This is a genomic window from Arthrobacter sp. ov118, from assembly GCF_900116495.1.
In the GTDB taxonomy this organism is placed as follows: domain Bacteria; phylum Actinomycetota; class Actinomycetes; order Actinomycetales; family Micrococcaceae; genus Arthrobacter.
In genome coordinates, this window is sequence record NZ_FPAY01000001.1 from 99,035 (window position 1) to 123,131 (window position 24,097).

At 67.3% G+C, this 24,097-nt stretch carries 22 protein-coding genes; 7 read left to right on the top strand and 15 right to left on the bottom strand.

All coding sequences use genetic code 11. The annotated features are described in order from the left end of the window. Positions 1-57: 57 nt before the first annotated feature. The 3 genes from BM372_RS00430 to mtrA all read right to left on the bottom strand — a co-directional run bounded on the left by BM372_RS00430 (position 58) and on the right by mtrA (position 4,473). Positions 58-1,776: an LpqB family beta-propeller domain-containing protein gene (locus tag BM372_RS00430; RefSeq protein ID WP_090950417.1), complete on the bottom strand. Its 1,719-nt coding sequence runs from the start codon at positions 1,774-1,776 to the stop codon at positions 58-60. Next, complete coding sequence (gene mtrB / locus BM372_RS00435) at positions 1,773-3,611, bottom strand: MtrAB system histidine kinase MtrB (RefSeq protein ID WP_090952795.1); 1,839 nt, start codon at positions 3,609-3,611, stop codon at positions 1,773-1,775. The genes BM372_RS00430 and mtrB overlap by 4 nt, the downstream gene beginning before the upstream one ends. Before the next feature lie 187 nt (positions 3,612-3,798). Next, the gene (gene mtrA, locus BM372_RS00440) at positions 3,799-4,473 is read right to left on the bottom strand and encodes an MtrAB system response regulator MtrA (RefSeq protein WP_090950419.1); all 675 of its coding nucleotides are present in this window, start codon (positions 4,471-4,473) and stop codon (positions 3,799-3,801) included. Between the two features lie 180 nt (positions 4,474-4,653). On the opposite strand from mtrA, the gene BM372_RS00445 reads away from it, so the two are divergent. Then, positions 4,654-5,361, top strand: coding sequence for a DUF4166 domain-containing protein (locus BM372_RS00445; protein ID WP_090950422.1), 708 nt, complete (start codon positions 4,654-4,656; stop codon positions 5,359-5,361). Positions 5,362-5,383: 22 nt separating this feature from the next. Here BM372_RS00445 and BM372_RS00450 read toward each other — a convergent pair whose 3' ends face one another. The 8 genes from BM372_RS00450 to BM372_RS00485 form a co-directional block, all read right to left on the bottom strand. Then, a complete protein-coding gene (locus BM372_RS00450; protein ID WP_090950425.1) occupies positions 5,384-6,427 on the bottom strand; it encodes a uroporphyrinogen decarboxylase/cobalamine-independent methonine synthase family protein in 1,044 nt (347 codons plus the stop codon). A gap of 2 nt (positions 6,428-6,429) precedes the next feature. Next, complete coding sequence (locus tag BM372_RS00455) at positions 6,430-6,846, bottom strand: chorismate mutase (RefSeq protein WP_090950427.1); 417 nt, start codon at positions 6,844-6,846, stop codon at positions 6,430-6,432. A 117-nt stretch (positions 6,847-6,963) separates the two neighbouring features. Continuing rightward, on the bottom strand, positions 6,964-8,664 hold the full coding sequence (locus BM372_RS00460; protein ID WP_090950430.1) for an ABC transporter ATP-binding protein: 1,701 nt from the start codon (positions 8,662-8,664) through the stop codon (positions 6,964-6,966). Further along, a complete protein-coding gene (locus BM372_RS00465) occupies positions 8,661-9,689 on the bottom strand; it encodes an ABC transporter permease (protein ID WP_090950433.1) in 1,029 nt (342 codons plus the stop codon). The genes BM372_RS00460 and BM372_RS00465 overlap by 4 nt, the downstream gene beginning before the upstream one ends. A 2-nt stretch (positions 9,690-9,691) precedes the next feature. Beyond that, the gene (locus BM372_RS00470; protein WP_090950436.1) at positions 9,692-10,783 is read right to left on the bottom strand and encodes an ABC transporter permease; all 1,092 of its coding nucleotides are present in this window, start codon (positions 10,781-10,783) and stop codon (positions 9,692-9,694) included. Positions 10,784-10,918: 135 nt separating this feature from the next. After that, the gene (locus BM372_RS00475) at positions 10,919-12,547 is read right to left on the bottom strand and encodes an ABC transporter substrate-binding protein (protein ID WP_090950439.1); all 1,629 of its coding nucleotides are present in this window, start codon (positions 12,545-12,547) and stop codon (positions 10,919-10,921) included. Positions 12,548-12,843: 296 nt separating this feature from the next. Continuing rightward, complete coding sequence (gene mnmA / locus BM372_RS00480) at positions 12,844-13,956, bottom strand: tRNA 2-thiouridine(34) synthase MnmA (protein ID WP_090950442.1); 1,113 nt, start codon at positions 13,954-13,956, stop codon at positions 12,844-12,846. A 185-nt stretch (positions 13,957-14,141) separates the two neighbouring features. Next, a complete protein-coding gene (locus tag BM372_RS00485) occupies positions 14,142-15,371 on the bottom strand; it encodes a cysteine desulfurase family protein (RefSeq protein ID WP_090950445.1) in 1,230 nt (409 codons plus the stop codon). Between the two features lie 83 nt (positions 15,372-15,454). On the opposite strand from BM372_RS00485, the gene BM372_RS00490 reads away from it, so the two are divergent. Then, positions 15,455-16,363 (top strand): DMT family transporter, encoded by a 909-nt coding sequence (locus BM372_RS00490; protein ID WP_090950448.1) that lies wholly within the window; start codon positions 15,455-15,457, stop codon positions 16,361-16,363. A 20-nt stretch (positions 16,364-16,383) separates the two neighbouring features. Here the strand turns inward: BM372_RS00490 and BM372_RS00495 are convergent, their stop codons facing one another. Beyond that, positions 16,384-17,160 carry a helix-turn-helix transcriptional regulator gene (locus tag BM372_RS00495; RefSeq protein ID WP_090950451.1) on the bottom strand — a complete coding sequence of 259 codons (777 nt, stop codon included), beginning with the start codon at positions 17,158-17,160 and terminating at the stop codon, positions 16,384-16,386. 94 nt (positions 17,161-17,254) lie between these two features. On the opposite strand from BM372_RS00495, the gene BM372_RS00500 reads away from it, so the two are divergent. The 5 genes from BM372_RS00500 (at position 17,255) to BM372_RS00520 (ending at position 21,122) form a co-directional block, all read left to right on the top strand. Continuing rightward, positions 17,255-17,698 carry a hypothetical protein gene (locus tag BM372_RS00500; RefSeq protein WP_090950454.1) on the top strand — a complete coding sequence of 148 codons (444 nt, stop codon included), beginning with the start codon at positions 17,255-17,257 and terminating at the stop codon, positions 17,696-17,698. A 208-nt stretch (positions 17,699-17,906) separates the two neighbouring features. Beyond that, the gene (locus tag BM372_RS00505) at positions 17,907-18,887 is read left to right on the top strand and encodes a J domain-containing protein (protein WP_090950457.1); all 981 of its coding nucleotides are present in this window, start codon (positions 17,907-17,909) and stop codon (positions 18,885-18,887) included. 29 nt (positions 18,888-18,916) lie between these two features. Then, the gene (locus tag BM372_RS00510; RefSeq protein ID WP_090950459.1) at positions 18,917-19,384 is read left to right on the top strand and encodes a tRNA (cytidine(34)-2'-O)-methyltransferase; all 468 of its coding nucleotides are present in this window, start codon (positions 18,917-18,919) and stop codon (positions 19,382-19,384) included. 237 nt (positions 19,385-19,621) lie between these two features. Next, complete coding sequence (sigK, locus tag BM372_RS00515) at positions 19,622-20,227, top strand: ECF RNA polymerase sigma factor SigK (protein WP_090950462.1); 606 nt, start codon at positions 19,622-19,624, stop codon at positions 20,225-20,227. A gap of 10 nt (positions 20,228-20,237) precedes the next feature. Continuing rightward, positions 20,238-21,122: an anti-sigma factor gene (locus tag BM372_RS00520; protein WP_090952797.1), complete on the top strand. Its 885-nt coding sequence runs from the start codon at positions 20,238-20,240 to the stop codon at positions 21,120-21,122. Between the two features lie 159 nt (positions 21,123-21,281). On the opposite strand, the gene BM372_RS00525 is transcribed toward BM372_RS00520, so the two are convergent. The 3 genes from BM372_RS00525 to BM372_RS00535 form a co-directional block, all read right to left on the bottom strand. Further along, a complete protein-coding gene (locus BM372_RS00525) occupies positions 21,282-22,685 on the bottom strand; it encodes a GntT/GntP/DsdX family permease (RefSeq protein WP_090952799.1) in 1,404 nt (467 codons plus the stop codon). Positions 22,686-22,727: 42 nt separating this feature from the next. After that, positions 22,728-23,258 (bottom strand): gluconokinase, encoded by a 531-nt coding sequence (locus tag BM372_RS00530; protein ID WP_090950466.1) that lies wholly within the window; start codon positions 23,256-23,258, stop codon positions 22,728-22,730. 75 nt (positions 23,259-23,333) lie between these two features. After that, complete coding sequence (locus BM372_RS00535) at positions 23,334-24,095, bottom strand: PIG-L deacetylase family protein (RefSeq protein ID WP_090952801.1); 762 nt, start codon at positions 24,093-24,095, stop codon at positions 23,334-23,336. Between the last annotated feature and the right edge of the window lie 2 nt (positions 24,096-24,097).

Consider the following 24,097-nt stretch of genomic DNA (forward strand, 5'->3'; position numbering starts at 1 on the left):
CCCGGGTTGCGCCCGGCGGTAGCGTCGGGGACGGCTATGTGGACAACGCGGCGACGGTCAGCCGGGGAAAGCCGGGTCGACGGGGCCTTTGAGCTGGGGTGACCAACCGTTGCCCAGCCGCTGGAAGATCCCTTCGGCGGATTGGCCGTAGATTTCCGCAGTCCCGTTGCCTGCGCTGAGGCCGGTCAGCCCGGGCCACGGCGCCAGCTGCTGCGGCTGTGCCGAGGTCAGCGACAACAGCTCGGGGGTCACGGCGCCGCTGGCGGAGGCCTTCATGACCGCCACAGTGGTGTCATCCACCCAGACCCCCTGGTCCGGGTTCCGGGGGGTCAGGAGTGTCAGGGGCTCGGTGAGGTCCCGTGGCGTGCCGTCCACGGTTCGGATGACCCCCGTGATCTGGACCCGGCTCTTGCCGTTCTGCTCGGAAATGACCAGCGCGCGCGTGCCGTCACGGGACATCCGGAAGTCCTTGACGGTTCGCCCCGCCAGCCACGGCGGCGACAGGGTGACGGTGGGTACGCTGGCCTTCAAAGCCACGCCCACCGGCCGGTAGGCAACTACCTCGGTGGCTCCGGACGCGCCGGGCCCTGCGGTCCAGACCCAGTCGTACCGGCCGAACGAGGGCGGGGAAAGGGTGGCCCGCGTGGTCAGGGCCCGGGCCGGCTGTCCCGGAACGATCGAGTACAACGTGGAGCGGGCCGCGTTGAGGAAGGCGACGGCTTGCGACTCGGTCGATTCGGCCGGCGCCCGCGGCGACAGCGACGCGACGGACTGGATGTCCGGCACGGGCGACAGTCGGTTGTTCTCGTACCGGACCAGGTCATTGTTGCTGACGGCGATCTGGTAGGCGGGGACGTTTTCATCGCGGATCGGGGGCAGGACGGTGCCGTTGTCCTCGACCCGCAGCAGGTCCTGGTTGGCCCGAAGCTCGACGTTGATGACATCCGGCTGGCTGCGGAAGGTCAGGGCCAGCTGGGTCTGCATTCGCAGCCGGTCCTCGTTGGAGGCGTCGACCAGGTCCTTGGCGGTGAGATCCACCTGGGCGGCGCCCGAGACGACGGGAACGGACTCGCGTGCCAGCTTGATGCCGGAAGGGAAAGCACTGACGACTGCGCCCTTGAGGTAGGGTGCGGGTCCGCCGAGGAGGGCACTCGTCATCGCTTTGACGGTTTTCTTGCGGATGAACCAGCGGACGTCGGGCACGGCGTAGGTGAACGTTGGGTCGTAGAAGTAGATCGGGTAGGCGCCATAGATGACCTTGAAGGTCTCTTCCGGAATGGCGGTGCCGTCGGGGAGGTCTGAGATTCTCCACTCGCCGTCCACCTGGGTCACCGTGACGGGCACGTTCTCGGTGGTGCCCTCGGGAAGTTGCGTGGCCACCCCGTCGGCGTCGACCGAGTAGGCGACGTCCAGCTGGTAATTGAAGACGTTTTCGACGCCGGTGGCCACCACCGTGGCCTTCCGGAAGACGAGCGCTCGCTGGTCCGGCTTCCACGTCACTGACGACGCTTGGGTGAGGTATTGCCGGGCTACTGCGTAGTCGTCTTCATAGCCGCTCCCGGCCAGGTAGAAGTCTTCGATGACGGCCTCGGGTCCTGCACCGGGGCGCGGCGCGGCCGGGAAGAAGACCGGTGCGTTGGGGTTTCCAGCGCTCTCGTCGGTGCTCTTGCCCACCGGTCCCGAGCGCGGAATCTGGGCGCACGAGGTCAGCATGAGAAGGACGACAGCAAGCAGCGCGGCCACCGTCCGGGTGAGTGCGCGCGAAGGGCGGCTCATTTCCCGTCCCCCGTTCCGGTGACCCCGGGACCGGCGGGGCCGCGGCCCGGGATCGCCCCGGCGACGCCTGCCGCGCCAGCCGGTGCGTCGGCGGTTCCCGCAGTCGCCGCCCCGGTCCGCGGCGGGTCAAGCAGCAGCACGGTCTGCTGGCTGCCCCGCTCCGGAAGCCCGACGTTGACCGGTTCCAGCTGCAGTGGCGACCGGGTGATCGGCTCGTCGCGGCGCAGCGGGAGGGTCAGTCGGAAGTTCGACCCCTCGCCCTTGCTCCCCCACGCCTGCAGCCACCCGTTGTGAAGCTTGGTGTCTTCGGCGGCGATGGACAGCCCCAGCCCGCTGCCGCCGGTGGTGCGGGCCCGTGCGGGATCGGCCCGCCAAAAGCGGTCGAAGACGCGGGCCGCTTCCGCCGGTGTCATGCCGATTCCGTGATCCCGAACGGCCACGGCAACGGCGGAGTCGTTGGCGGCAACGGAAATGTTTACTGGCCTGCCCTCGCCGTGCTCGAGGGCATTCAGGATCAGGTTGCGCAGGATCCGGTCGATCCTGCGGTCGTCCATTTCCACGATGATGCTGCCGGCCGGGGCGTTGAGGGTGAGGCCGGATCCGTATTCGGCGGCGACAGGGGCCACCCCCTCCATCACGTGGGAGACGAGCTGGACGATGTCCGCGGGTTCGGCGTCCAGAGTGGCGGCCCCGGCATCAAACCGGGAAATTTCCAGCAGGTCCGCCAGGAGTGATTGGAACCGTTCCACCTGGTTGTAGAGCAACTCCGCTGACCGCCTGTTGATGGGGTCAAAGTCCTCGCGGGCGTCGTAGAGGACCTCCGCGGCCATGCGCACCGTGGTGAGCGGGGTCCGGAGCTCGTGCGACACATCGGAGACGAACCGCTGCTGCATTTGCGAGAGCGTGGCCAGCTGCGTGATTTGTTCCTGAAGGCTCGCGGCCATGTGGTTGAACGAGGCGCCTAGTCTGGCAACCTCGTCCTCGCCCTTGACCACCATGCGCTCCTGCAGCTGGCCGGCGGCGAGCTTTTCGGAGACGACGGCGGCATGGCTGACCGGGCTGACCACGTTGCGGGTGACGTACCAGGCGACCCCACCGATCATGAGAACCAGAAGGGCCCCGCCGGCCAGCAGGACGTTCTGGATCTCGTCGAGCGTCTTCTGCGCAGTGTTGAGGTCATAGATCAGGTAAAGCTCGTAGACGGTGCCGTTGAAGGTCACCTTGTTGCCGACCGCGATGCCGGGCCGGTCTTCAGTCCCGACCGGGAACTGCGTGGACGCCCAGTACTGGTCCTTGCCCGAGTCCTGCACGGCCTTGCGCAGTTCCGGTGGAATGACGCCGATGGTGAGCTGGTCAGATGCCCGGGATTCAACCCAGCGGTTGCGCGGCTTCGTCTGCTCCGGCATCGCCTCGAAGACGTAGCGCCGCTGGATCACCGAGCCGCGGCCCTCGACGGCGTTCAGGGTGTCGTAGACCAGGGTAATGACGCTGGACTGGTCCGTGACCTGGGCGCCGTCGAACGTGTCCTGGACCTGCTTGACGTTGTAGCGCGTCTCGGACTCGGCCTGTGCGAGCCGTTCCTGGAACAGGTTGTTGGCGATCTGGTTGGACAGGTAAGCGCCCACAACGGCGAACGAGCCGATGGCCAGCAGCAGTGTGGTCAGCACGGTCCTGAACTGCAGGGAACGCCGCCACTTCCGCTGCACCTCGCGGAGCAGGTAACGGATGCCGGGCAGGAAGCGCCCGGCCCCGGTTCGGACCAGCCTGGCAACCCGGACGCCGACGATCCTGGCGCGTTTGGCCCACAGGCGGGTCCGGAAGACGAGCCCGTTCATGGGGCCCCGGGCGCCGGGGGAACTCACTGCAGGCTGTTCCTCCCCGGACAGTTCCTCCCCGGACAGTTCCGGCTCGGTCGCTGCGGACCCGCGCTGGGCGGATCCGCGCGGTTCCCCGGACACAGCCGGCGGCGTGTCAGAGGTCGGGTGCGGCGTCCGGTCCTGCGGGACGCTGCCGTCCGCCGGTTCAGGAACCTGCTTTGTAACCGACACCACGGACCGTCAATACAACTTCGGGGGCCTCGGGGTCACGTTCAATCTTGGACCTCAGCCGCTGGACATGGACATTAACCAGCCGTGTGTCAGCGGCGTGCCGGTAGCCCCAGACCTGTTCGAGGAGCAGTTCACGCGTGAACACCTGCCACGGCTTGCGGGCCAGGGCGACCAAGAGATCGAACTCGAGCGGGGTCAGCGAGATCCGGTCGTTGCCCCGGCTTACCAGGTGGCCGGCCACGTCGATCGTGACGTCGGCGATCCGCAGGGTCTCCGGAGCCTTCTGGTCACCCGGGCGTAGCCGCGCCCGGACCCGGGCCACGAGCTCTGCGGGCTTGAACGGCTTCGGCACATAGTCATCGGCCCCGGACTCGAGGCCGCGGACCACGTCCGAGGTATCCGCTTTGGCGGTCAGCATCACAATCGGCACGTCAGACTCAGCACGGATCTGGCGGCAGACCTCGATGCCGTCCACTCCCGGCAGCATCAGGTCGAGCAGGACGAGGTCCGGCTTGGAGGAGCGGAACACGTCCAGCGCCTGTCCGCCGTCGGCGCAGAAGACGGGTTCAAAGCCGTCATTGCGCAACACAATACCGATCATCTCGGCGAGCGCCTCGTCATCGTCCACTACCAGAATGCGTGCCTTCATAGTTATATATTCCCCCATTGAATTGGCTTTGTCGTATCGGGCGGCGCACCGGCATGGCGCAGAAGCACGGGCCACGGCCGCCCGGACCGCGTTGGTGTGCGGGAACGTTGTGACATTTTCCGCATTGTCCTGCATGCTGTGGACAGGCCAGTGAACCGGCCCGGACCGCAGGAGGACCCCGTGAACACCCCCATCTACGAGCGCGCCCTGGCCAGTGACTTTGCCCGGCTGCAGCCGGAGCTTCAAGAATACTTCTCATTGGCGCCCGGTTCGGGCCACTACGGCGTTGGGGAGGGGGTGTTCGACGTCGTCGGCTGCCGTCAGGGGTGGCTGCGTCCGCTGCTGCGGCTCACCACCGGTGAGCAGGCCTTCTTCCCGGACTACGGCGAGGGAGTGCGTTTCCGGATCGAGAACCACGCCCATCTGGATCCGTTCGGCCGGTCAAGCCTGACGGCCCGGCGGGAAATCTTCTTCCCGGATACCACCCGGCTGTTCCATGACACCACCAGCCTTGACGACTCCCGGGGCAGGCCCGGGCTTGTGGACTACGTCGGCCGGTACCGCCGGATCGTCACCGACCTGTTCCTCAGCGTCACACCGGAGGGCCGGTTGCGGGGGGTGTCGGAGGCGTCACGGCTGTTCCTGGGGCCGCTGCGCATTCCGTTGCCGGCGGCCCTCGACGCCAAGGCGTATGCCGAACAGTGGTGGGAGCCGCAGGACGGCGGCCGGCACCGGATCCAGGTCAAGGTGATCCAGCCCCAGCTCGGCCTGGTCCTGGTGTACGCCGGGCGGTTCGATTATCGGCTGGAGCCCTACCCGGGCGGCGTGACCACGCCCGGGTACCTGCCCGGATATGCCGGGCCGGACGCCTGGGAGGGCAGGGTCTGAGCCCTGTTCGCGCCGGCTGCTGCTAGCCGAGCGCGAGCTGGTTGAGCCCGTCTGCCACCTGGGTCAGCCGGGTGAGGACGTTCCTCGCCGCCGCGGGCGACTGGCTTGCCAGCCCCTCGGACGGGGTGACCCTGAGCGCGCCCAGCGTGGAGGCGGGCAGGCCCAGTTGCCGCCACGGCCGCCACACGTTCTCGACGACGTCGCCAACCTTCGGCAACGCCGCGGCGGGATCGGCCACGTCCAGCGCTCCAGCCCAGAGCCGCTTTCCGGCCTCCACCGCGCCGGCAAGCTGTTCCCACTGGCGGGAGGTCAATGCCCGGAGCGGCACGGCGATGCCGTCCGCGCCCGCCGCCAGGATCCGCTCGAACGGCGCCTCAACCTCCGGGACGGCCACGACGGTCTCGACGGAGCCGGCGGCGCGGAGCGCGTCGATGACCAGCTGCCAGGACTCGGTGGCTTCCCGGCCCGGCACGGAGCGCAGCGTCCGGTAGCCGCTGGCCGTGGGGATGGTGCCGGCCAGGACGGCGGCGATGTCCGGCTCGTCGATCTGGACCATGATCCGGGCGCCCGGGGCGGCCGCAGCCACCTGTTTGAGGTAGCCTTCGACGCCCGCTGCGAGCGAGGCGGCAATGTCCCGTCGGGCGCCGTAGTCGATCAGGGCCCGTTCTCCGTTGTGCAGGTGGAGGCCTGCGGCGAGGCTGAGCGGGCCGCGCAGCTGGATCTTGATATCTTCCGAGGGCGCCTCCTCAGCGCCGATCACGTCCGCCAGAATATTGATGTCGGTGGACAAGGCTGATTTTGCCCGCTGCAGGTCTTTCCCGGGACGGTCCACGAACCGCCAGCCATGCGGCTGGACGTCGACGGCGAGTTCCACGAGCAGGGACGCGGTCCGGCCCAGGGCATCGGAGCCGACCCCGCGGTCCGGCAGTTCGGCAAGGAAGGGCAGGTGCGGGCTGCCCAGTTCCCCGCGGATGGTGCGTGCGGCCTCCGCCGGGTCCTCCCCCGGCCATGTACCGAGGCCGGTTGCAGTGACCTGGCCGGCGGCGGACGATGTTGTTCCGGCCATGCTTAGGCGTCTGCGGCGCGGACGGCGTCGGCCGAGCCGGAGGCCTGCGCGGCTTGATGGTCCTCGGCGATGGCCTCGTGGTGGCGGATAACTTCGCCGATGATGAAGTTCAAGAACTTTTCCGCGAAGGCCGGATCCAGATGGGCCTCGGCGGCAAGGCGCCGTAGCCGGGCGATCTGCGCCGTTTCACGGCCCGGGTCGCCGGCGGGAAGCTGGTGCGCGGCTTTGAGGAAGCCGACCTTCTGGGTGGCCTTGAAGCGCTCAGCGAGGAGGAAGACGAGGGTGGCATCGATGTTGTCGATGCTGGAGCGGATCGACAACAGCTCCGCCATCACCGCGGGATCCACGGAACCGGCCAGCGAACTTGCCGCCGGGTCGTAGGAATCGGCATCAGGAAGATTGAGGTTCTGCTCGGTCATTGACCCAGTCTAGGGCCACGGCGGTTAATGCTTTCTGCTGTTAAGCATGCACAAAAGGGGACATGCCCACCGTTCGGGACGAACGGCGGGCATGTCCGGTGGCAGTGTTCCCGAAAGTCAGCTGTGCAGCACGGCGCGGAAAGCCTCGCGCCGTCGTGCCTGTTCGTCGGGGTCGGGAACGGGCAGCGAGGCGATGAGTTTGCGGGTGTAGTCGTGCTGCGGGTTGCCCATCACCTGGTTGCCGAGGCCCTGCTCCACCATCTTGCCCTTGTAGAGTACGCCGACCCAGTGGGAAAGCATGTCCACCACGGCGAGGTCATGGCTGATGAACAGGGCCGCGAAACCGAACTCCTGCTGGATCTCCTTGAACAGCTCCAGCACAACGGCCTGCACGGACACGTCCAGCGCCGACGTCGGCTCATCGGCGATAAGCAGTTTCGGGTTCAGGATAAGCGCCCGCGCCAGTGAGGCGCGCTGCCGCTGTCCGCCGGAGAGTTCGTGCGGGAACCGGTCAGCGTACGACGCCGGCAGCTGCACCGACTCGAGCAGCTCGCCGACGCGCTTGCGCGCCTCGGCGGCGCTCGGGTTGGCGTGGATGATCAGCGGTTCGGCCACGCAGTCGCCGATGGTCAGCTGCGGGTTGAACGAGGCCGCCGGGTCCTGGAACACGAAGCCGATCTCCTTGCGGAGCGGTTTGAAGGTGCGCTCCTTGTAGTTCAGCATTTCGTAGCCGAGCACCTTGAGGCTGCCGCCCGTGGTCCGGTTGAGGCCGGCGATAGCCCGGCCGATGGTGGTCTTGCCGGACCCCGACTCCCCCACCAGACCGAAGACTTCGCCTTCGGACACGGTGAAGCTGACGCCGTCGACGGCCTTGAACGCCGGGCTGCCCAGCCGCCCCGGGTACTCGATGGTCAGGTTCTTCGCCTCGACCAGCACTTTGCCGCCCTGGTGCGCGCGTTCCACCATGCCGGCGGACGCGGAGTTGCGGCCCAGGTGCGGGACGGCGGCGAGGAGCTTCTTGGTGTAGTCCTCCTTGGGCTGGGCGAACAGCGCCCGCGCGGGTGCCTCCTCCACGACGTCGCCCTGGTACATGACCACCACGCGGTCGGCGAGGTCGGCGACGACGCCCATGTTGTGCGTGATCAGCACGATGGAGGTCCCGTAGTTGTCGCGCAGGTCCCGCAGCAGTTCCAGGATCTCCGCCTGGACGGTGACGTCCAGGGCGGTGGTCGGCTCGTCGGCCACGATGAGGCCCGGGTTCAGGGCCAGCGCGGCGGCAATGACGACGCGCTGCTTCTGGCCGCCGGAGAACTGGTGCGGGTAGTAGTTGACCCGCGTTTCTGGGTCCGGGATGCCCACCTTGCGGAGGGCTTCGATTGCACGTACCTTGGCGTCCTTGGCCGAGACCTTGCCGCCGCCGGAGCCGGCGTGCGCGCGGATGCCCTCGGCAATCTGCCAGCCGACGGTGTAGACGGGGTTGAGCGCCGTGGACGGTTCCTGGAACACCATGGCCACGTCGCGGCCCCGGATCTCCCGAAGCTTGGCCTCGCTGACGCTGATGACATTGTTGCCGTTGATCAGCACGGCGCCCTGGCTGGTGGCTGTCTCCGGCAGGAGTCCCAGGATGGTCTTGGCCGTCACCGTCTTGCCGGATCCCGATTCGCCAACGATGGCGACGACCTCGCCGGGGTTGACCTCGAGGCTGACGTCCTTGACGGCGTACACATCCCCGGCATCGGTGGCGAAGGTGACCTTGAGGCGGTCGATGTCCAGGACCGGGCCTGCGCCCGTGCCGGGCGTGTCGATGTTGGTGGTCATGGAAGTCTCGCTTCTATTTCGGGTGCGGCGGTGTCCGGTGCGGTCCGGGCGGCGCCGGTGGAGTCGGGTCCGCCCTTGCCTGCGACAGCCTTTTTGCGGCCCCGCAGGCGGGGATCGTTGAGGTCGTTGATGCTCTCACCGACGAGGGTCAGGCCGAGCACGGTCAGGACAATCGCCGTACCGGGGTAGACACCTGTCCACCAGATGCCCGAGGAGGCGTCCGCGATGGCCTTGTTGAGGTCGAAGCCCCACTCGGCCGCGGAAGACGGTTCGATGCCGAACCCCAGGAAGCCCAGGCCTGCCAGGGTCAGGATGGCCTCCGACGCATTCAGCGTGAAAATCAGCGGCAGGGTGCGGGTTGCGTTCTTGAAAATGTGGCGGCCCATGATGCGGGCGCTTGAGGCGCCCACCACCTTGGCCGATTCGACGTATGGCTCCGCCTTCAGCCGGATGGTCTCGGCACGGATCACGCGGAAGTACTGCGGGACGAACACCACGGAGATGGCGATGGAGCAGGCGACGATGCCGCCCCAGAAACTGGACTGGCCGTGGCTAATGACGATTGACATCACGATGGCCAGCAGCAGCGACGGGAAGGCGTAGATCGCATCGGCGATCACCACCAGCGTCCGGTCCAGCCAGCCGCCGAAGTAGCCGCTGAGCAGGCCGAGTGCGACACCGAGGAAAATCGACATCACGACGGCGACGACGATCACGACGAACGCTGTCTGGGCTCCCCAGATCACGCGGGAAAAGACGTCATACCCGCCCACTGTGGTGCCCCAGATGTGGGCCGGGCTGGGGGGCTGCTGGGCCGGGAAGGTGCCCGCCGCATCGCTGAGCTGGGCAAAGCCGTAGGGGGCGATCAGCGGCGCAAAGGCCGCTGTCAGCAGGAAGGCGAGAGTCAGCACCAGACCGGTGACGAGCATGCCGCGCTGCAGTCCGACGCTCGTCCGGAAGTGCGAGATCACCGGCAGGCGGTACATGAGCGGCTGCTTGCGCCCGCTTACTGTGGTTTTAGTCATGGCTAGTACCTCACTCGCGGGTCGATCAGGGCTGCGACGACGTCAACGATGAAGTTCGTGACGGCCACGATGACTGCCAGCAGCACGACGATGCCCTGGACGGCGACGAAGTCGCGGGAGTTCAGGTATTGCACCAGCTGGTAGCCGAGTCCCTTCCACTCGAACGTGGACTCGGTGAGGACGGCGCCGCCCAGCAGAAGGGCAATCTGGAGCCCCATGACCGTGATGATCGGGATGAGCGCCGGCTTGTAGGCATGCTTGGTCACGAGCCGGTAATTACTGACGCCGCGGGACCTGCCGGCCTCGACGTAGTCCTTGCCCAGCGTGCCGATGACGTTGGTGCGGACCAGCCGGAGGAAGACCCCTGCCGTCAGGAGGCCCAGGGTGACCGCGGGGAGGATCGAATGGGACACGACGTCACCGTAGGCGCTCATGTTGCCGCTGCGCAGCGCGTCCAGCCAGTAGATGCCGCTGGGTGCGGCCAGGCTTCCCATGGCCAGTTCGGTCCTGGTGGAGGCCCGTCCCGCGACCGGCAGCCAGCCGAGCCAGACCGAGAAGGTCAGCTTCATCAGCAGGCCGGCGAAGAACACGGGGGTCGCGTAGCAGAGGATGGCGAAGAACCGCAGGACCGCGTCCGGCGCCTTGTCGCGCCGGTAGGCGGCGATGAGTCCAAGCGGGATGCCGACCAGCAGCGCCACGATGAGCGCATTGATGGCCAGTTCAAGGGTTGCCGCACCGAAGGTTGCGAGCATTTCAACGACGGGCCGGCGGTCGGTGATGGTGGTGCCGAAGTTGCCGGTCGCCACCTGGCCAACGTATTCGAAGTACTGCACGAGGATGGGGCGGTCGTACCCGGCTTCGTGGATGCGCTGCGCCAGCGCCTCCGGGGGAAGCCTGCCGCCCTGGGCGGCGGTGATGGGATCGCCAATGACCCGCATCAGGAAGAACACCAAAGTCACGAGGATGAAAATGGTCGGAATGATCAGGAAGAACCGGACCAGGATGTAGGTCCCCAGTCCCCCACCCGTGGATTTTTTCTTTGACGGAAGGAGTCCGTCGGCGTCGCTGGGCGGCGCCTCTATCAATGTTGTCATTGGTACCTAAAGGTCGTGCCTTCGCGGCCAGGGGCCGGCCGGCGTGAACTGCTGGGTGCGGCAATGACCAGCAAAGGCGGGGCGCCTGGAGGACGCCCCGCCTCGCAGGCTGGTCACAACTGCAGGGATGCAGCCTTACTTGGAAACGGTTCCCAAACGGAACTTGAAGGACGCATCAAGGGTGGAGTCGACACCCTTGACGCTGCTGCCCGAAATGGCAACCTGCGCGCCCTGGAGCAACGGAAGCGTGGAGATGTCCTTGGCGAGGGCATTCTGGGCATCCTTGATCGTGGACTCGCGTGCGCTCTTGTCGACGGTGGTCAACTGCTTGCTGATGAGGTCGTTGACAGTGGCGTTGTTGTAGTGGTTCTTCAGGAAGCCGCCCTCCGGGAAGAACGGGGTCAGGTAGTTGTCGGCGTCGCTGAAGTCCGGGAACCAGCCAAACTGGAACAGGGGGTATTCATCGGCGCGGCTGGCCTTGCTGTAGGTGACCCATTCCGTGGACTGCAGGTTGACTTTGAACAAGCCGGACTTCTCCAGCTGGTCCTTGATCATGGCGTATTCGTCGCCGGAGGACTTGCCGTAGTGGTCCGGGTTGTACTGGAGGTTCAGGGTCACCGGGGTGGTCACGCCCGCGTCGGTCAGGACCTTCTTGGCCTTGTCGAGGCTGGGCTTGCCGGCATCGCCGTAAGCGTCCTTGAACGACTCGTTGGCGCCGAGGAAGCCGTTGGGGACGTTGGAGTACAGGGGCAGGTAGGTGCCCTTGTAGACCTGGTCCGCGAGGGCCTGGCGGTCCACGAGGTTGGCGATGGCCTGGCGGACGGCGGTCGCCTTGGCCGGATCGGCGTCCGCGGCCTTGGCGCCGTACGGCATGGTGTCGAAGTTGAACGTGATGTAGCGGATTTCTCCACCGGGGCCCACATTGACCTTGACCTTGGAGTCCTTCTTCAGGTCATCGATGTCGGTGGCGCTCAGGCTGCGGTTTGCGACGTCGATGTTGCCCTGCTGGACATCCAGCTTCATGTTCGTGGCATCGGCGTAGTACTTGATGGTGGCGGCGTCGTTGGCCGGCTTGCCCAGGACTCCCTTGTAGTCGGGGAAGGCCTTGAAGCTGATCAGCTCGTTCTTTTTGTACGTGTCGATCGTGTACTGGCCGTAGAAGGCCTTGGCCTTGACGATCGAGTCGTCATCCAGCAGCTTGTCGGCCGGGAAGACCTCATCGTCCACGATCGGGGCGGCGGGGCTGCTGAGGATCTGCGCGAAAGTCTGGTCGTTGGCCAGCTTCAGTTTGAAGACCACGGTGGTGGCATCGGGGGCGGTGACGCTTTCCACGTTGGTCAGCAGGCTGGCCGGGCCGGCAGGATCATTGATCTTGGTCTGCCGGTCGAAGGAGAACTTGACGTCCTTGGAGTCCAGGGGGTGCCCGTTGGCCCACGTCAGTCCCGGCTTGAGCTTGACCGTGTATTCGGTCGGGGAGGTGAAGGAGGCCGACTCGGCCAGGTCCCGCACGGGATCCGCACTGCCCGGCTTCGAGTTCAGCAGGAAGGAGTAGACCTGGTTCATCACCATGAACGAACCGTTGTCGTACGAACCCGCCGGATCCAAGGCGGTGACCTTATCCGTGGTGCCGTAGGCGATTGGACCGCTTGCGGCCGCTGATGACCCGCCAGCGCCGCCGGACGGCCCCGTGCAGGCCGTCAGTGCAAAGGCGGAAACCCCGGCGAGCGCGATGACGCTCTGCAAGGCCTTTTTGTTCATTGCCATCTGTGAACTTTCTGTTCGATGCGTTCTAGCGCAACCCAAAGAAACGAGGGACTCGTGGGCGGCACGCTTTGCTGATTTCTAGATTCAACCAGACAACCGTCGGCCGAACCGTCGCATTTTGTGAGTTGAGACACAAAATTTATACGAACCGAACGATACTCTCATTTTTCTTCAGCGTGGCACTCGCTTCTTCGGCGGGGAGCCCGAAGGGCGCACGCGACGAGGCCCGAAGGGCGCACACAACGAAGGGTCCCGCCGGCTGGCGGGACCCTTCGTTGGACTCTATTGGTCGGGGCCTAAAGCTCGGCCCGCTGCAGCGAGCGCGCGGCATCGATCGTGGCCTGGCCCAGCACGCGGCTGCCCTGGTAGAGCACCACAGTCTGGCCGGGGGCGACACCGCGCAGCGGCTCGGCGAGGGTGACAACGAGCCCGTCCCCGGCCATCCGGGCGCTGGCGGGAACCGGGTCGCCGTGGGCACGGACCTGGGCATAGCAGTCGAAGTCCTCGCCCGTGGCCACTTCGGCAATGGGCAACCCAGCCCAGGAAACCTTGATGCCCCGGATTTCATCGATGGCCAGCAGTCCCTCCGGGCCCACCACCACCTTGTTTTCCTTCGGCCTGATTTCCAGCACGAAGCGGGGCTTGCCGTCCGCGGCGGGCGTGCCGAGTTTGAGGCCGCGGCGCTGGCCGACGGTGAAGGCGTTGGCGCCGGGATGCTCGCCGACCTTCGCGCCGGACTCGTCCACGATGTCCCCCGTGGTCATTTGGATCTTCTCAGCCAGCCAACCGGCGGTGTCGCCATCGGGAATGAAGCAGATGTCATGGCTGTCGGGCTTGTTTGCCACCGACAGGCCGCGGCGCTGGGCCTCCGCCCGCACCTCGGCCTTGGACGGCGTGTCGGCAAGCGGGAACATCGAGTGCTTGAGCTGCTCGTGAGTCAGCACACCAAGGACATAGCTCTGGTCCTTGGCCCAGTCCGCGGCGCGGTGCAGTTCCGGGTTGCCGTCAGAGTCGGTGATGACCTTGGCATAGTGGCCGGTGCAGACGGCGTCGAAGCCCAGCGCGATGGCCTTCTCCAGCAGGGCGGCGAACTTGATGCGCTCGTTGCAGCGCATGCACGGGTTGGGCGTGCGTCCGGCGGCGTATTCATCAATGAAGTCCTGGACAACGTCTTCCTTGAACCGCTCGGAGAAATCCCACACGTAGTAAGGGATTCCAAGGATGTCGCAGGCGCGCCAGGCGTCACGAGAGTCCTCGATGGTGCAGCAGCCGCGGCTGCCGGTTCGCAGGGTGCCCGGCATCCGGGACAGCGCGAGGTGGACCCCGACGACGTCGTGCCCCGCCTCGACGGCGCGGGCGGCGGCGACGGCGGAATCAACGCCGCCGCTCATGGCTGCAAGAACTCGCATACTGGCTTTCTCTAGTTTTCGGGGTGTTCGCCGGCGTTTGCCGATCGGGACGAGCCATGGCTGGCCGCAACTGGTCAGGGCTTAGTTGTTCAGGGCCCGGATCGAGATCGTCTAGCACAAAGCCTGCCGCCCCATTCTATCGCCGCGCCGATTTCTGCCCAAAACCCCTTAACCGGCTCGGTCGATCAACTCCTGCCGGACGCCTGACGGGCGAGCGTTCCGGCGGTCTGGATGCTGGATTCGTGCCCCGCCATGCCGGCCTGGCGTGCCTGGGCGCAGGCGCCCGGCAAGGCGGCGAGGAGGGCGTCGACGTCCGCGTCGGTCGAGGAATGCCCCAGCGTGAAACGCTGCGCGCCCCTCGCCGTGTCCTCGTCCAGGCCCATGGCCAGCAGCACGTGGGAGGGCCTCGGGACCCCTGCAGTGCACGCCGATCCGGTGGAGGATTCCACCCCGGCCAGGTCCAGCAGGAAGAGCAGGGAGTCGCCCTCGCAGCCCGGGAAGGTAAAGTGCGCGTTGCCCGGCAGCCGCCCGGCTCCGGGTGCGCCGCGCAGCACCGCCTCGGGCACGGCCGCCATGACGCCGTCGACGAGCCGGTCACGGAGCGCGGCGATCCGCGCGGACTCCTCCGGGAGCCTGGCCGCCACAGCTTCCGCGGCCGCAGCGAAGGCCGCGATCGACGCGGTGTCCAAGGTCCCGGAGCGGACGTCGCGTTCCTGTCCCCCGCCGTGCTGGACCGGGGTCAGCTTAACCCCGCGGCCCAGGATGAGCGCACCGACGCCGACCGGTCCGCCGATCTTGTGGCCCGAGACGGACATGGCATCCAGACCGGAGCCGCGGAAGTCCACCGGCACGGAACCGAAGGCCTGGACGGCGTCCGAATGCACCGGAACGCCGGCGGCGTGGGCCAGTTCAACCATCCGGGCAACCGGCTGGATGGTGCCGACTTCGTTGTTGGCCCACATGACGGTGACCAGGGCGATCGAGGCCGGATCCCGGGACAGTTCGGCCTCCAGCACCGCGAGGTCCACCAGCCCTTGGGCATCGACCGGCAGCCAGCACACCTCGGCATCCTCGTGCCGCTCGAGCCATTCCACGGTGTCCAGCACAGCATGGTGTTCGACGGCGGAGCACAGTATGCGGGTGCGGGCCGGATCTGCGGCGCGCCGGGCCCAGTACAGGCCCTTGACGGCGAGATTGTCGGCCTCGGTCCCGCCGGAAGTGAAGATGACTTCCGAAGGATGCGCCCCGGCTGCCGCGGCCAACGTCTCACGGGCGTCCTCGACGGACCGCCGGGCCCGGCGGCCGGAGCCGTGCAGCGAGGAGGGGTTGCCGGTCCGGGCGAGTTCGCGCGTCAGGGCGGCCAGCGCCTCCGGGGCGAGGGTGGTGGTGGCGGCATGATCGAGGTATACAGGCACAGGCCAATTCTACCCGCGCCGGCCCTCTGGGCGGCCGCGGGGAAGGAGCGGGCAGGAACCCGCCGCTGGTGTAGATTCGAGCGGTGAAAGCGCCCATCTTCCTCGTTCTGGCGACCCTGTTCTGGTCCGGAAACTTCGTCGTCGGCCAGGCCGCGGTCGCCTCCATGACACCGCTGGAGCTGACGTTCTGGCGCTGGACCCTTGCCGCCGTACCGCTGCTGCTCCTGGCCCACTTCTTCGAGAAGCCCGATTGGCGGGCCGTGCTTCGCCGCTGGCCGGCGCTCCTGCTCCTGAGTGTGCTGGGCATGAGCGCCTACACCCTGCTGTTGTATGGGGCCCTGGGCTACACCTCGGCAATGAACGCTTCCCTGATCACGGCCGCCAATCCGGCCCTCATCGTGGTGATGGCAATCGTCCTGCTGGGCGAGAAGACCACGCGGCTGGGCTGGCTCGGCATAGGGCTTGGCCTGCTGGGGGTGCTGCTGGTGCTGACCCGGGGTGAGCTTCATCGTGTGTTCAGCCTGTCCATCAACACCGGAGAGCTGATGATGATCGGCGCGATCGTGATCTGGGGCCTTTATACGATCATCGGCCGCCGGCTGGATGTTCCGGCCACTGCCGCCACCGCCCTGCAGGTGGTGATTGCGACCGTGACCCTGGCGCCGTTCGCGCTCGCCATGCACGTGCAGTTTCCGGACACGCCGGCCGAGGGCTGGTCGCTGGCCTACATAGCCCTGTTCCCGTCTCTGGGCGCCTTCCTCTTCTGGAACCTTGCCCTGAAGACCACCCCGTCCGGGACCGCGGGGAACTACCTGAACCTGATGGTTGTCTTCACGGCCATCATCACTGTGGCGTTGGGGACGCCGCTCACCCTCGCCCAGATGGCCGGTGGCCTGATGGTGATCGGTGGCGTCCTGCTGACCGGCATCAAGGGCCGGCCCAGGCCCGCGCCGCCGGCCACCTTTTGGGCAGCGCCCGGGCGGGGCCGGTAGCCCAACCCAGAGCCGCCCGGTCAGGGTCGCGAAGGCAGGATCCGGGCGCAGCACTGTCCGGCCCGCGCACTCCCCTGCTCCCTGAGCGCTTCAATGTCGAGCGCTTCCACCCGCCCCGGGTCGACCCCCAAAGCGGCCGAAGCCCCGCCGAGGAAGGCCCCGTTCATGGCGCAAACCACGTCCGCGTGGCCGGCGGCGAGGCGGTGGAAGGGGCAGTTCAGCAGCAGCAGGCCGCCGCCGCCGTCGTCGGCCGGGCAGTAGCCCTGGCCGGCCAGGAAGTCCGCAAAGGGGGCCGTCCCGTCCGCGCCGCCGGCGGTTCCGGGGGCCGCCGGCCCGGCAGTTTCGGCCTGGGCCCGTCCGGTTCCGCGGACTGCCGCCTCAGCCGCCGAGCGCCCCTTGGCACGGGCGGCGAGGAGCAGGGCATCGCGGGGCGAGCCGCCGTCTGCGGACGCAGCTTCGATTGCGGAAACCAGCAGTTCGCCGGCGAGATCGTAATGGCGCTCTGGGACCGATGCGGCCACCTCGTCCATAGCCGTCCGGTACAACTTGGCCGGCCGGCCCGAGCCCGGGCCCTCCCGGCCGCCCAGCTTGCGGAACTCCACGGCCAGCAGGCCGTCCTTCACGAGCCTGTCCAGATGGAACGAGGCCGTGCTCCGCGCCAGGCCCAGGGCGCCGGCCGCGTCGTCCCTGCCGACGGCGCCTGCCGCGGACGCAACGAAGTCGAACAGCTTCCTGCGGTTCTCATCGCCCAGCGACGCGACCGCCGCGAGCCGCCGGTTCCACGCAACTTTGGTCATGAGCCAAGGATATCTCTAAAAACAAGAACCATTGCTTAATCCTCGGGACCGGTTCTAAAATTTGATTATCCATTTTTAGAAACAGGAGCGTGCCATGAAAGCTTCCCCAGTCCTCTCCACTCCGGCACCACAGCTCGAGGCCGCCCGGCACCGCCAGGCCTTCCTGCTGCTGCGGACCGTCTTTGTGGTTGCGCCGATCCTTTTCGGCCTGGACAAGTTCACCAACCTGCTGACCGACTGGACCATGTATCTCGCCCCCGTGGCGACCTCGGTGGTCCCGCTGCCGGCCCAGACCATCATGTACATCGTCGGCGTGGTGGAAATCGGCGCCGGCGTGGTGGTGGCAGTGCGTCCCCGCATTGGGTCGGCAATCGTCGCCCTCTGGCTGCTGGGCATCATCATTAACCTGATCGTCCTGGGCAGCTTCTACGACGTCGCGCTGCGTGACTTCGGACTGCTCGTGGGCGCCCTGGCGCTCAACAGGCTCTGCCCGGTGCGGCTGTCCCCGAACGTACCGGCACCGCGCAAGGCCGCGTAGGCCGCTACCCCCGTCCGCTGCCAGTCCGCCGGCAGGCGAACTGGCAGCGGACGCCTTGCCCGTATTCGCCGCAGAATCCTCCCTCCAGCCGGGAACCATCCAGGCCACGGCAGTCGTTATTGCTTCAGCCGGTTAAACTGGCCACACCGGGCGCCCGCGAACGGTCCGGCCCTTCACGGCCGGCACTTTCGACGAAAAGGATTTCTGTTTGACGCAGGGCAGCAGCTCGCATTACCAGGTCCTCAGGATCCCTGTGACGGCGACGGAGAAGGAAATCAAGGTGGCGTACCGCAAGGCCGCCCGGCTTGCCCACCCGGACCACGGCGGCGATCCTGCGGCGTTTCGGCGTGTCACCCTCGCCTACGAGACACTCATTGACGCAAAGCGCCGCGCGGACTACGACCGCTCCTACGGCAGCGCCTCCGGCGCCCCGTACTCGACTCCCGCCGACGGCGGCGCCCACTTCGACGCCCCGCCCGCCGGCAGCCGGGCCTCGGCCAACGTGCGCCGCCCGAACACGCCACGGAACACTGCCGCGGACGCGCCCGTCTACGTGCCGCCTTTCGAGCAGTTCGACGGCGGCGCCGGGGTGCCGCTGATTCCCGCCGACGTCGCCCGACAGCAGGTCCACGGCATGCCCCGCAAACGCGGGATCTTCGGGGCCGAGGCCCGGATCCAGCGCGAAATGCGCACCGTGCAGCTGATCAGCAGGCAGATCCTCACGGCGATTCCTGCCGCACGGCTGGTCAACGGGCTGCAGTCCCCGGCGGACAACAGCCACATCGACCACGCACTCCTTGCCGGGTACCGGCTTGCCATCGTCGGCTCCATGCTGTTGCCGCCGGGCGCCTATGCCTGGAACGGCAGCACGTTGACGCACGGCGGGCGCTCCGTCGCCCCGCCCCAGCTGGCCCACGTTGTGCGCCGCATGCAGGACATCTTTCCCGAGCTCAATGTCACCGGCTGGGTTGTTGTCCACAGCACGGACGGCAACCTGCACCAACCCGTCATCGACCGGCACCGCCGCCCGGCCGGTGCGGGCCGTGGGGACGGCGAGGGCTCCGGACTGGTTGAGGTGGTCAACGCCGTCGGCCTGGTCCGCGGCCTCAAACTATTTCTCGGAACAGGTCCCGCCCCCAACACCGTCAACGTTCCCGTGCTCGCCCGGCTGCTGCGCGGAATGCATTAGGCTGCCGGCCGGCTCGCTAGGATGGCATAGTGTTCCGCATCCTCTTCCACACCCCCGAGATTCCCGGCAATACGGGAAACGCCATCCGGCTGGCAGCCATCACGGGCGCCGAACTGCATCTGGTGGAGCCCCTCGGCTTTGATTTTTCCGACGCCAAGCTCAAGCGGGCCGGCCTGGATTACCACGACCTCGCCGTCGTCACCGTCCACCCGGACATCAACGCGGCCTGGGCGGCCCTGAAACCGGAGCGGGTGTTTGCCTTCACCTCCGACGGCGAGACCACCTATACGGACATCAGCTACCGGGCGGGGGACGTCCTGCTGTTTGGTCCTGAATCCGTCGGCCTGCCGGAGGACATCAAACATGCTCCCCAGGTAACGTCGCGTGTCCGGCTGCCGATGCTGCCGGCCCTGCGGTCGCTGAACCTGGCCAACGCAGCGTCCATAGCCGTCTACGAGGCCTGGCGGCAGAACGGGTTCGCCGGAGCCAAGCTGTAGGAATCCAGCAATTGCGCCCATCCAGCTTGCCGTTTGCGCCGAATCCCTTCTGAAAGGCGGGCCCATTGGGTCGCCGCCTCAAGCCATCACGGCCAGAAAACGGAAGGGAGCGAGGAGCGGCGGGTGAGCACAGCAGATCTGGATAGGCGCCCCGCCCAAGCCGAAGGCGCTGGTTTCGCGCCGCGTGCAGGGCCCCATGGCCCGCGTCCGGCGGCAGGCGCCCTATGCTTGGGAGTGATGGAAACTCCCAATGCCCCGAACCCCGGGAGCGCCGCCCCCGCAGGCACCGCAGCCGACGTCAACGGCCGGCTCGGCAGTCTGCTCGGACTGATAGCCCAGGGCGATCAGGCAGCTTTCGCAGAATTTTACAGTCTGACCTCGAGGCGGGTCTTCGGCATGGCCCGCCGGGTCCTGATTGATGCCGAGCTGAGTGAGGACACCACCCAGGAAGTCTTCCTGCAGGTGTGGCAGAACGCCGCCAAGTTCGATGCCGCGGCCGGCAGCCCGCTCGCCTGGCTCATGACCATCTCCCACCGCCGCGCCGTGGACAGGGTCCGGTCCTCCCAATCCGCCACTGACCGCGAAGCCAAGTACGGCGCCAGCAGCCAGGAGATCGACCACGATTCCGTCTCGGACGAGGTCGGCAGCCGGCTCGAGGCCGAGGCCGTGGTCCGGTGCCTGGCGACGCTGACCGAAACACAACAGGAGTCCGTTCGGCTGGCATACTACGGCGGCCTCACGTACCGGGAAGTGGCCGAGCGGCTCAATGCCGCCGTGCCCACCATCAAGTCCCGCATCCGCGATGGACTGATCCGACTGAAGACCTGCCTGGGGGTGAGCTGAATTGACCGACATGAACGCACCTGAGAACAGCCGCCTGCCCGGCGGCTTCACGGCAGACATCGCCGCCGACCTCGCGTCGGGCAGGGTCGTGGACCTTGCGGAGGTGTACGCGCTCAACGCCGTCGACGACGTCGAACGTGCCGCGATCGAGCACTTCCTGGCCTCAGCACCCGTCTCAGATCGGAACGCTTTCAATGAGCGCGTCCGGCAGGCCCGGGAAACGCTGGCCATGAGCTTCACCGCCGAGGAAGAGCCACCCGCCGGGCTGTTGGACCGGATCATGTCCTCCCTGCCGGCCCAGGCGGCCGGGCAGCCCCCGGCCGCCGTGCCGCTCCCCAGCAGCGGGCAGCAGATCGCACCGGACCTGGCCCCACCGGCCCGCGAAGGCACCGAGCCCGTGGCCACCGACGAGCTTGCCGCGGCCCGCATGCGCAAGGAAGAACGGCGCCGCCCGCACGGCACGCGGAACTGGCTTGTCGGCGTCGCCGCGGCGGCCGTCATCGCCCTGGGCGGCGTGGGTGTCGGCGCGTACGTGGCAAACCAGAACGACCCCCTGAACCAGGTAATGCAGGCCGGCGACGTCCGGCGGGCCACCGTCGACGTCACTGGTGGCGGCACGGCCACCGTGACGGTCTCCCAGGCCAGGGACGCCGCCGTCGTCCAGATGAACGGCGTCCCGGCGCCGCCGCCGGGCAAGGTCTACCAGATGTGGCTGATCCCCAAGGACGGCTCGGCGCCGGTGTCCCAAGGCCTGATGGACGCCGAAGCCCTGTCCAAGCCGGCAGTGGTCAAGGGCATCGACTCCGCCGCGGCCCTGGGCATCACGGTGGAACCGACAGGCGGGTCGGCGTCACCGACCCTGCCGACAGTCGCCGCGGCGCCGCTGGGCGCCTAGCCGTCCAGGACCGGCGCCCGGGAATGCTTTGTCCGCAGGCAAAAGCGCAAGCAAAAAAGCCGCCCGGCCTTGCCTCCTTCTCGTTGAAGGGGACAAAGGCCGGGCGGCTTCCTGCGTTGAGCGCGGCAGCACACTGACCGCACCGGGTTTTTCTCCGCGCTATATGACGAGCGAGAGCAGCATGACCAGGCCGAAGCTCACCACGGAGATCAGTGTCTCCATGACGGACCAGGTCTTGAACGTCTGGCCCACGGTCAGTCCGAACAGCTCCTTGACGAGCCAGAAGCCGGCGTCGTTCACGTGCGAGAGGAACAGCGAGCCTGCGCCGATGGCGAGGGCCAGCAGTGCGGCGTGGGTCGGCGTCAGCGAGCTGGCGAGCGGTGCCACGATGCCGGCGGCAGTCACGGTGGCGACTGTGGCCGATCCGGTCGCCAGGCGCAGGGCGACGGCCACGATGAAGCCGAGCACCAGGACGGACATGTTGGTGCTCTCGGCCCAGGACTTCACGGAGTCGCCCACGCCGGCACCGATCAGCGTCTGCTTGAAGCCGCCGCCGGCGCCGACGATCAGCAGGATGGCGGCGATCGGGCCCAGGCTGACACCGAGTTTCTTCGTAATCAAGGCGCCGTTGAGCCCCACGGTGTAGCCGAAGGTCACCATGGCCAGCAGGACCGCGAGCGTCATGGCGACCAGCGGCTGCCCGACGAAGTCGAAGAACGTGCGGATGGCCGGGGCTGTCTTGGGGTCGGGCCAGATGATGTCCATGACGGCCTTGAGCAGCATGAGCACCACCGGGAAAAGAATGGTCATCAGCGTGACAATGAAGCTTGGCGGGCGCTTGACGCCCTCCAGGTCAGCACCGTGCACGGTGTCGACGCCGCCGGCCACGGCGGGAGCGCCCACGGGCACCCACCGGGCTGCCAGGCGCGAGAAGAGCGGGCCACAGATGATGACTGTGGGGATGGCGACCAGGATGCCGAGGGCCAGGGTGGTGCCTAGTTCGGCCTTGACGGCGCTGATCGCGATCAGCGGGCCGGGGTGCGGCGGCACGAGTCCGTGCAGCACGGACAGGCCGGCCAGCGCCGGGATTGCGATGCGCATGAGCGGCATCTTGGAGCGCTGGGTGACCAGGACGATCACCGGCAGCAGCAGGACAAGCCCGATCTCGAAGAACATCGGCAGGCCGATGATCACGGCGACGAGCGTGATGGACCAGACCAGCTTGTTTCCGGTGGCTTTGGCCAGCAGGGTGTCGACCACCTTGTTGGCGCCGCCGGAGTCCGCGAGCAGTTTGCCCAGCATGGCGCCGAGGGCGATCAGCAGGCCGACTTCCTTCAGGACGCCGCCCACCCCGTCCTCGAAGTTGGTGATCACCTTCGCTGGTTCCACGCCGGCGGCGAGGCCCACGAACCCGGAGCCCAAGATGAGGGCCAGGAACGGGTGGAACTTGAACTTGGCGATCAGTACCACGATCAGGGCGATGCCCAGGCCGGCCACGATCAGCAGCTGGGTGTTGACGCCGTCGGTGGCCTCAGCGGCAGCTGGAAGCTGCGTTGCTATCAGAGAATTCAAAACGTTTTCCTTGGTGCGCTACGGTTCGCGGGCTCAGGGCCGGGCGTCGGTGGCGACGAGACTAAGTCGATCGATGATTTCTTGTGCTTCTTCCGACGGCGACGCGGAGACACACAGGCTTATGAAGTTTTCGTCCTCGGTGGGCGCTTCGAGCGCCTCGAACTGGGACTCCAGCAGGGCCGGGGGCATGAAGTGTCCGTGACGGGATGCCAGCCGGTCGGAGATGCGGTCCTTGCTGCCCTCAAGGAACACAAACACCACGCCTTCGCCGCGGAGGATGTCCCGGTAGCGCTTCTTCAGCGCCGAACAGGTCACGATACCCGGGGTCCCTGCGGCCGTGTGGGCCCGGATCCAGTCGGCGATGCTCTCAAGCCAGGGCCACCGGTCCTCGTCGGTCAGCGGCAGGCCCGCGTGCATCTTCGCCACGTTGGACTCGGGGTGCAGGTCGTCGCCTTCGGCAAGGTCCCAGCCCAGGCGGCCGGCCAGTAGCCCGGCCACGGTCGATTTGCCGGAGCCGGACACGCCCATGATCACCAGGACGGGGTGCTGCGCAGTCTTCGCCATCAAAGTCTGCCTTTCATAAAATAAATATGATTTAAACAGACTCCAGCATATGACACGGGTTACATCACGGCAACATCAGAAGCCCGCGATGGTGCCCGGCCCGTTCACCGCCACGACATGAAAGGCCTCAGCACTGCGCCCGGCAGGCAGCCCGGCACGTTCCCCGACCTCCAGCATGAGTCCGCGGACGGTGCGGTCCATGGCCGCCACATCGGGATGCTGGCTGGTGTGGATGTGGATGGCGGCGAGCTTGCTTCCGACGTGGTCCGTCACGTCCACGAAGTGGTTCTCGCGTTCCTCCGGCCCGGCGAAGAGCCAGAGCCACCGAAGCTTGTAGGCGGCCAGTCCGGCCGCGGCCAGTTCCGGGTAGGCAAAGGGGTTCTCCAGCGCCGGATACACCGCACGGGTCACCGCCTCCCCCACCGCGAGGTGGTCCGGATGGCTCTTCTGGATCCGGTTCCAGTTCCGTTCCGGATGCATGGACAGCACGACGTCGGGGCGCAGTTGCCGGATCAGCCGCACGACGTCACGCATCACCTCGTGCGAGGGTTCGAGATACCCGTCGCGCTGGTGCAGATAGTGGATCTCGGTCACGCCGACGAGCGCGGCGGCGCGCTGCTGTTCGGCGGTGCGCAGCCGCACGATCTCCTCGCGCTGCGCGGGATCGAAGCCGCCGGCGTCGCCATCGGTCATGATGCAGTAGCTGACCTGCACCCCGGCGCGGGTCCAGGCCGCAACGGTGCCGGCGGCGCCGAAATCGATGTCGTCGGGGTGGGCGGTGAAACAAAGCACCCGCTCGATCCGGGACGTTTCCGGATCGAACGGGCTTTGCGCCATGG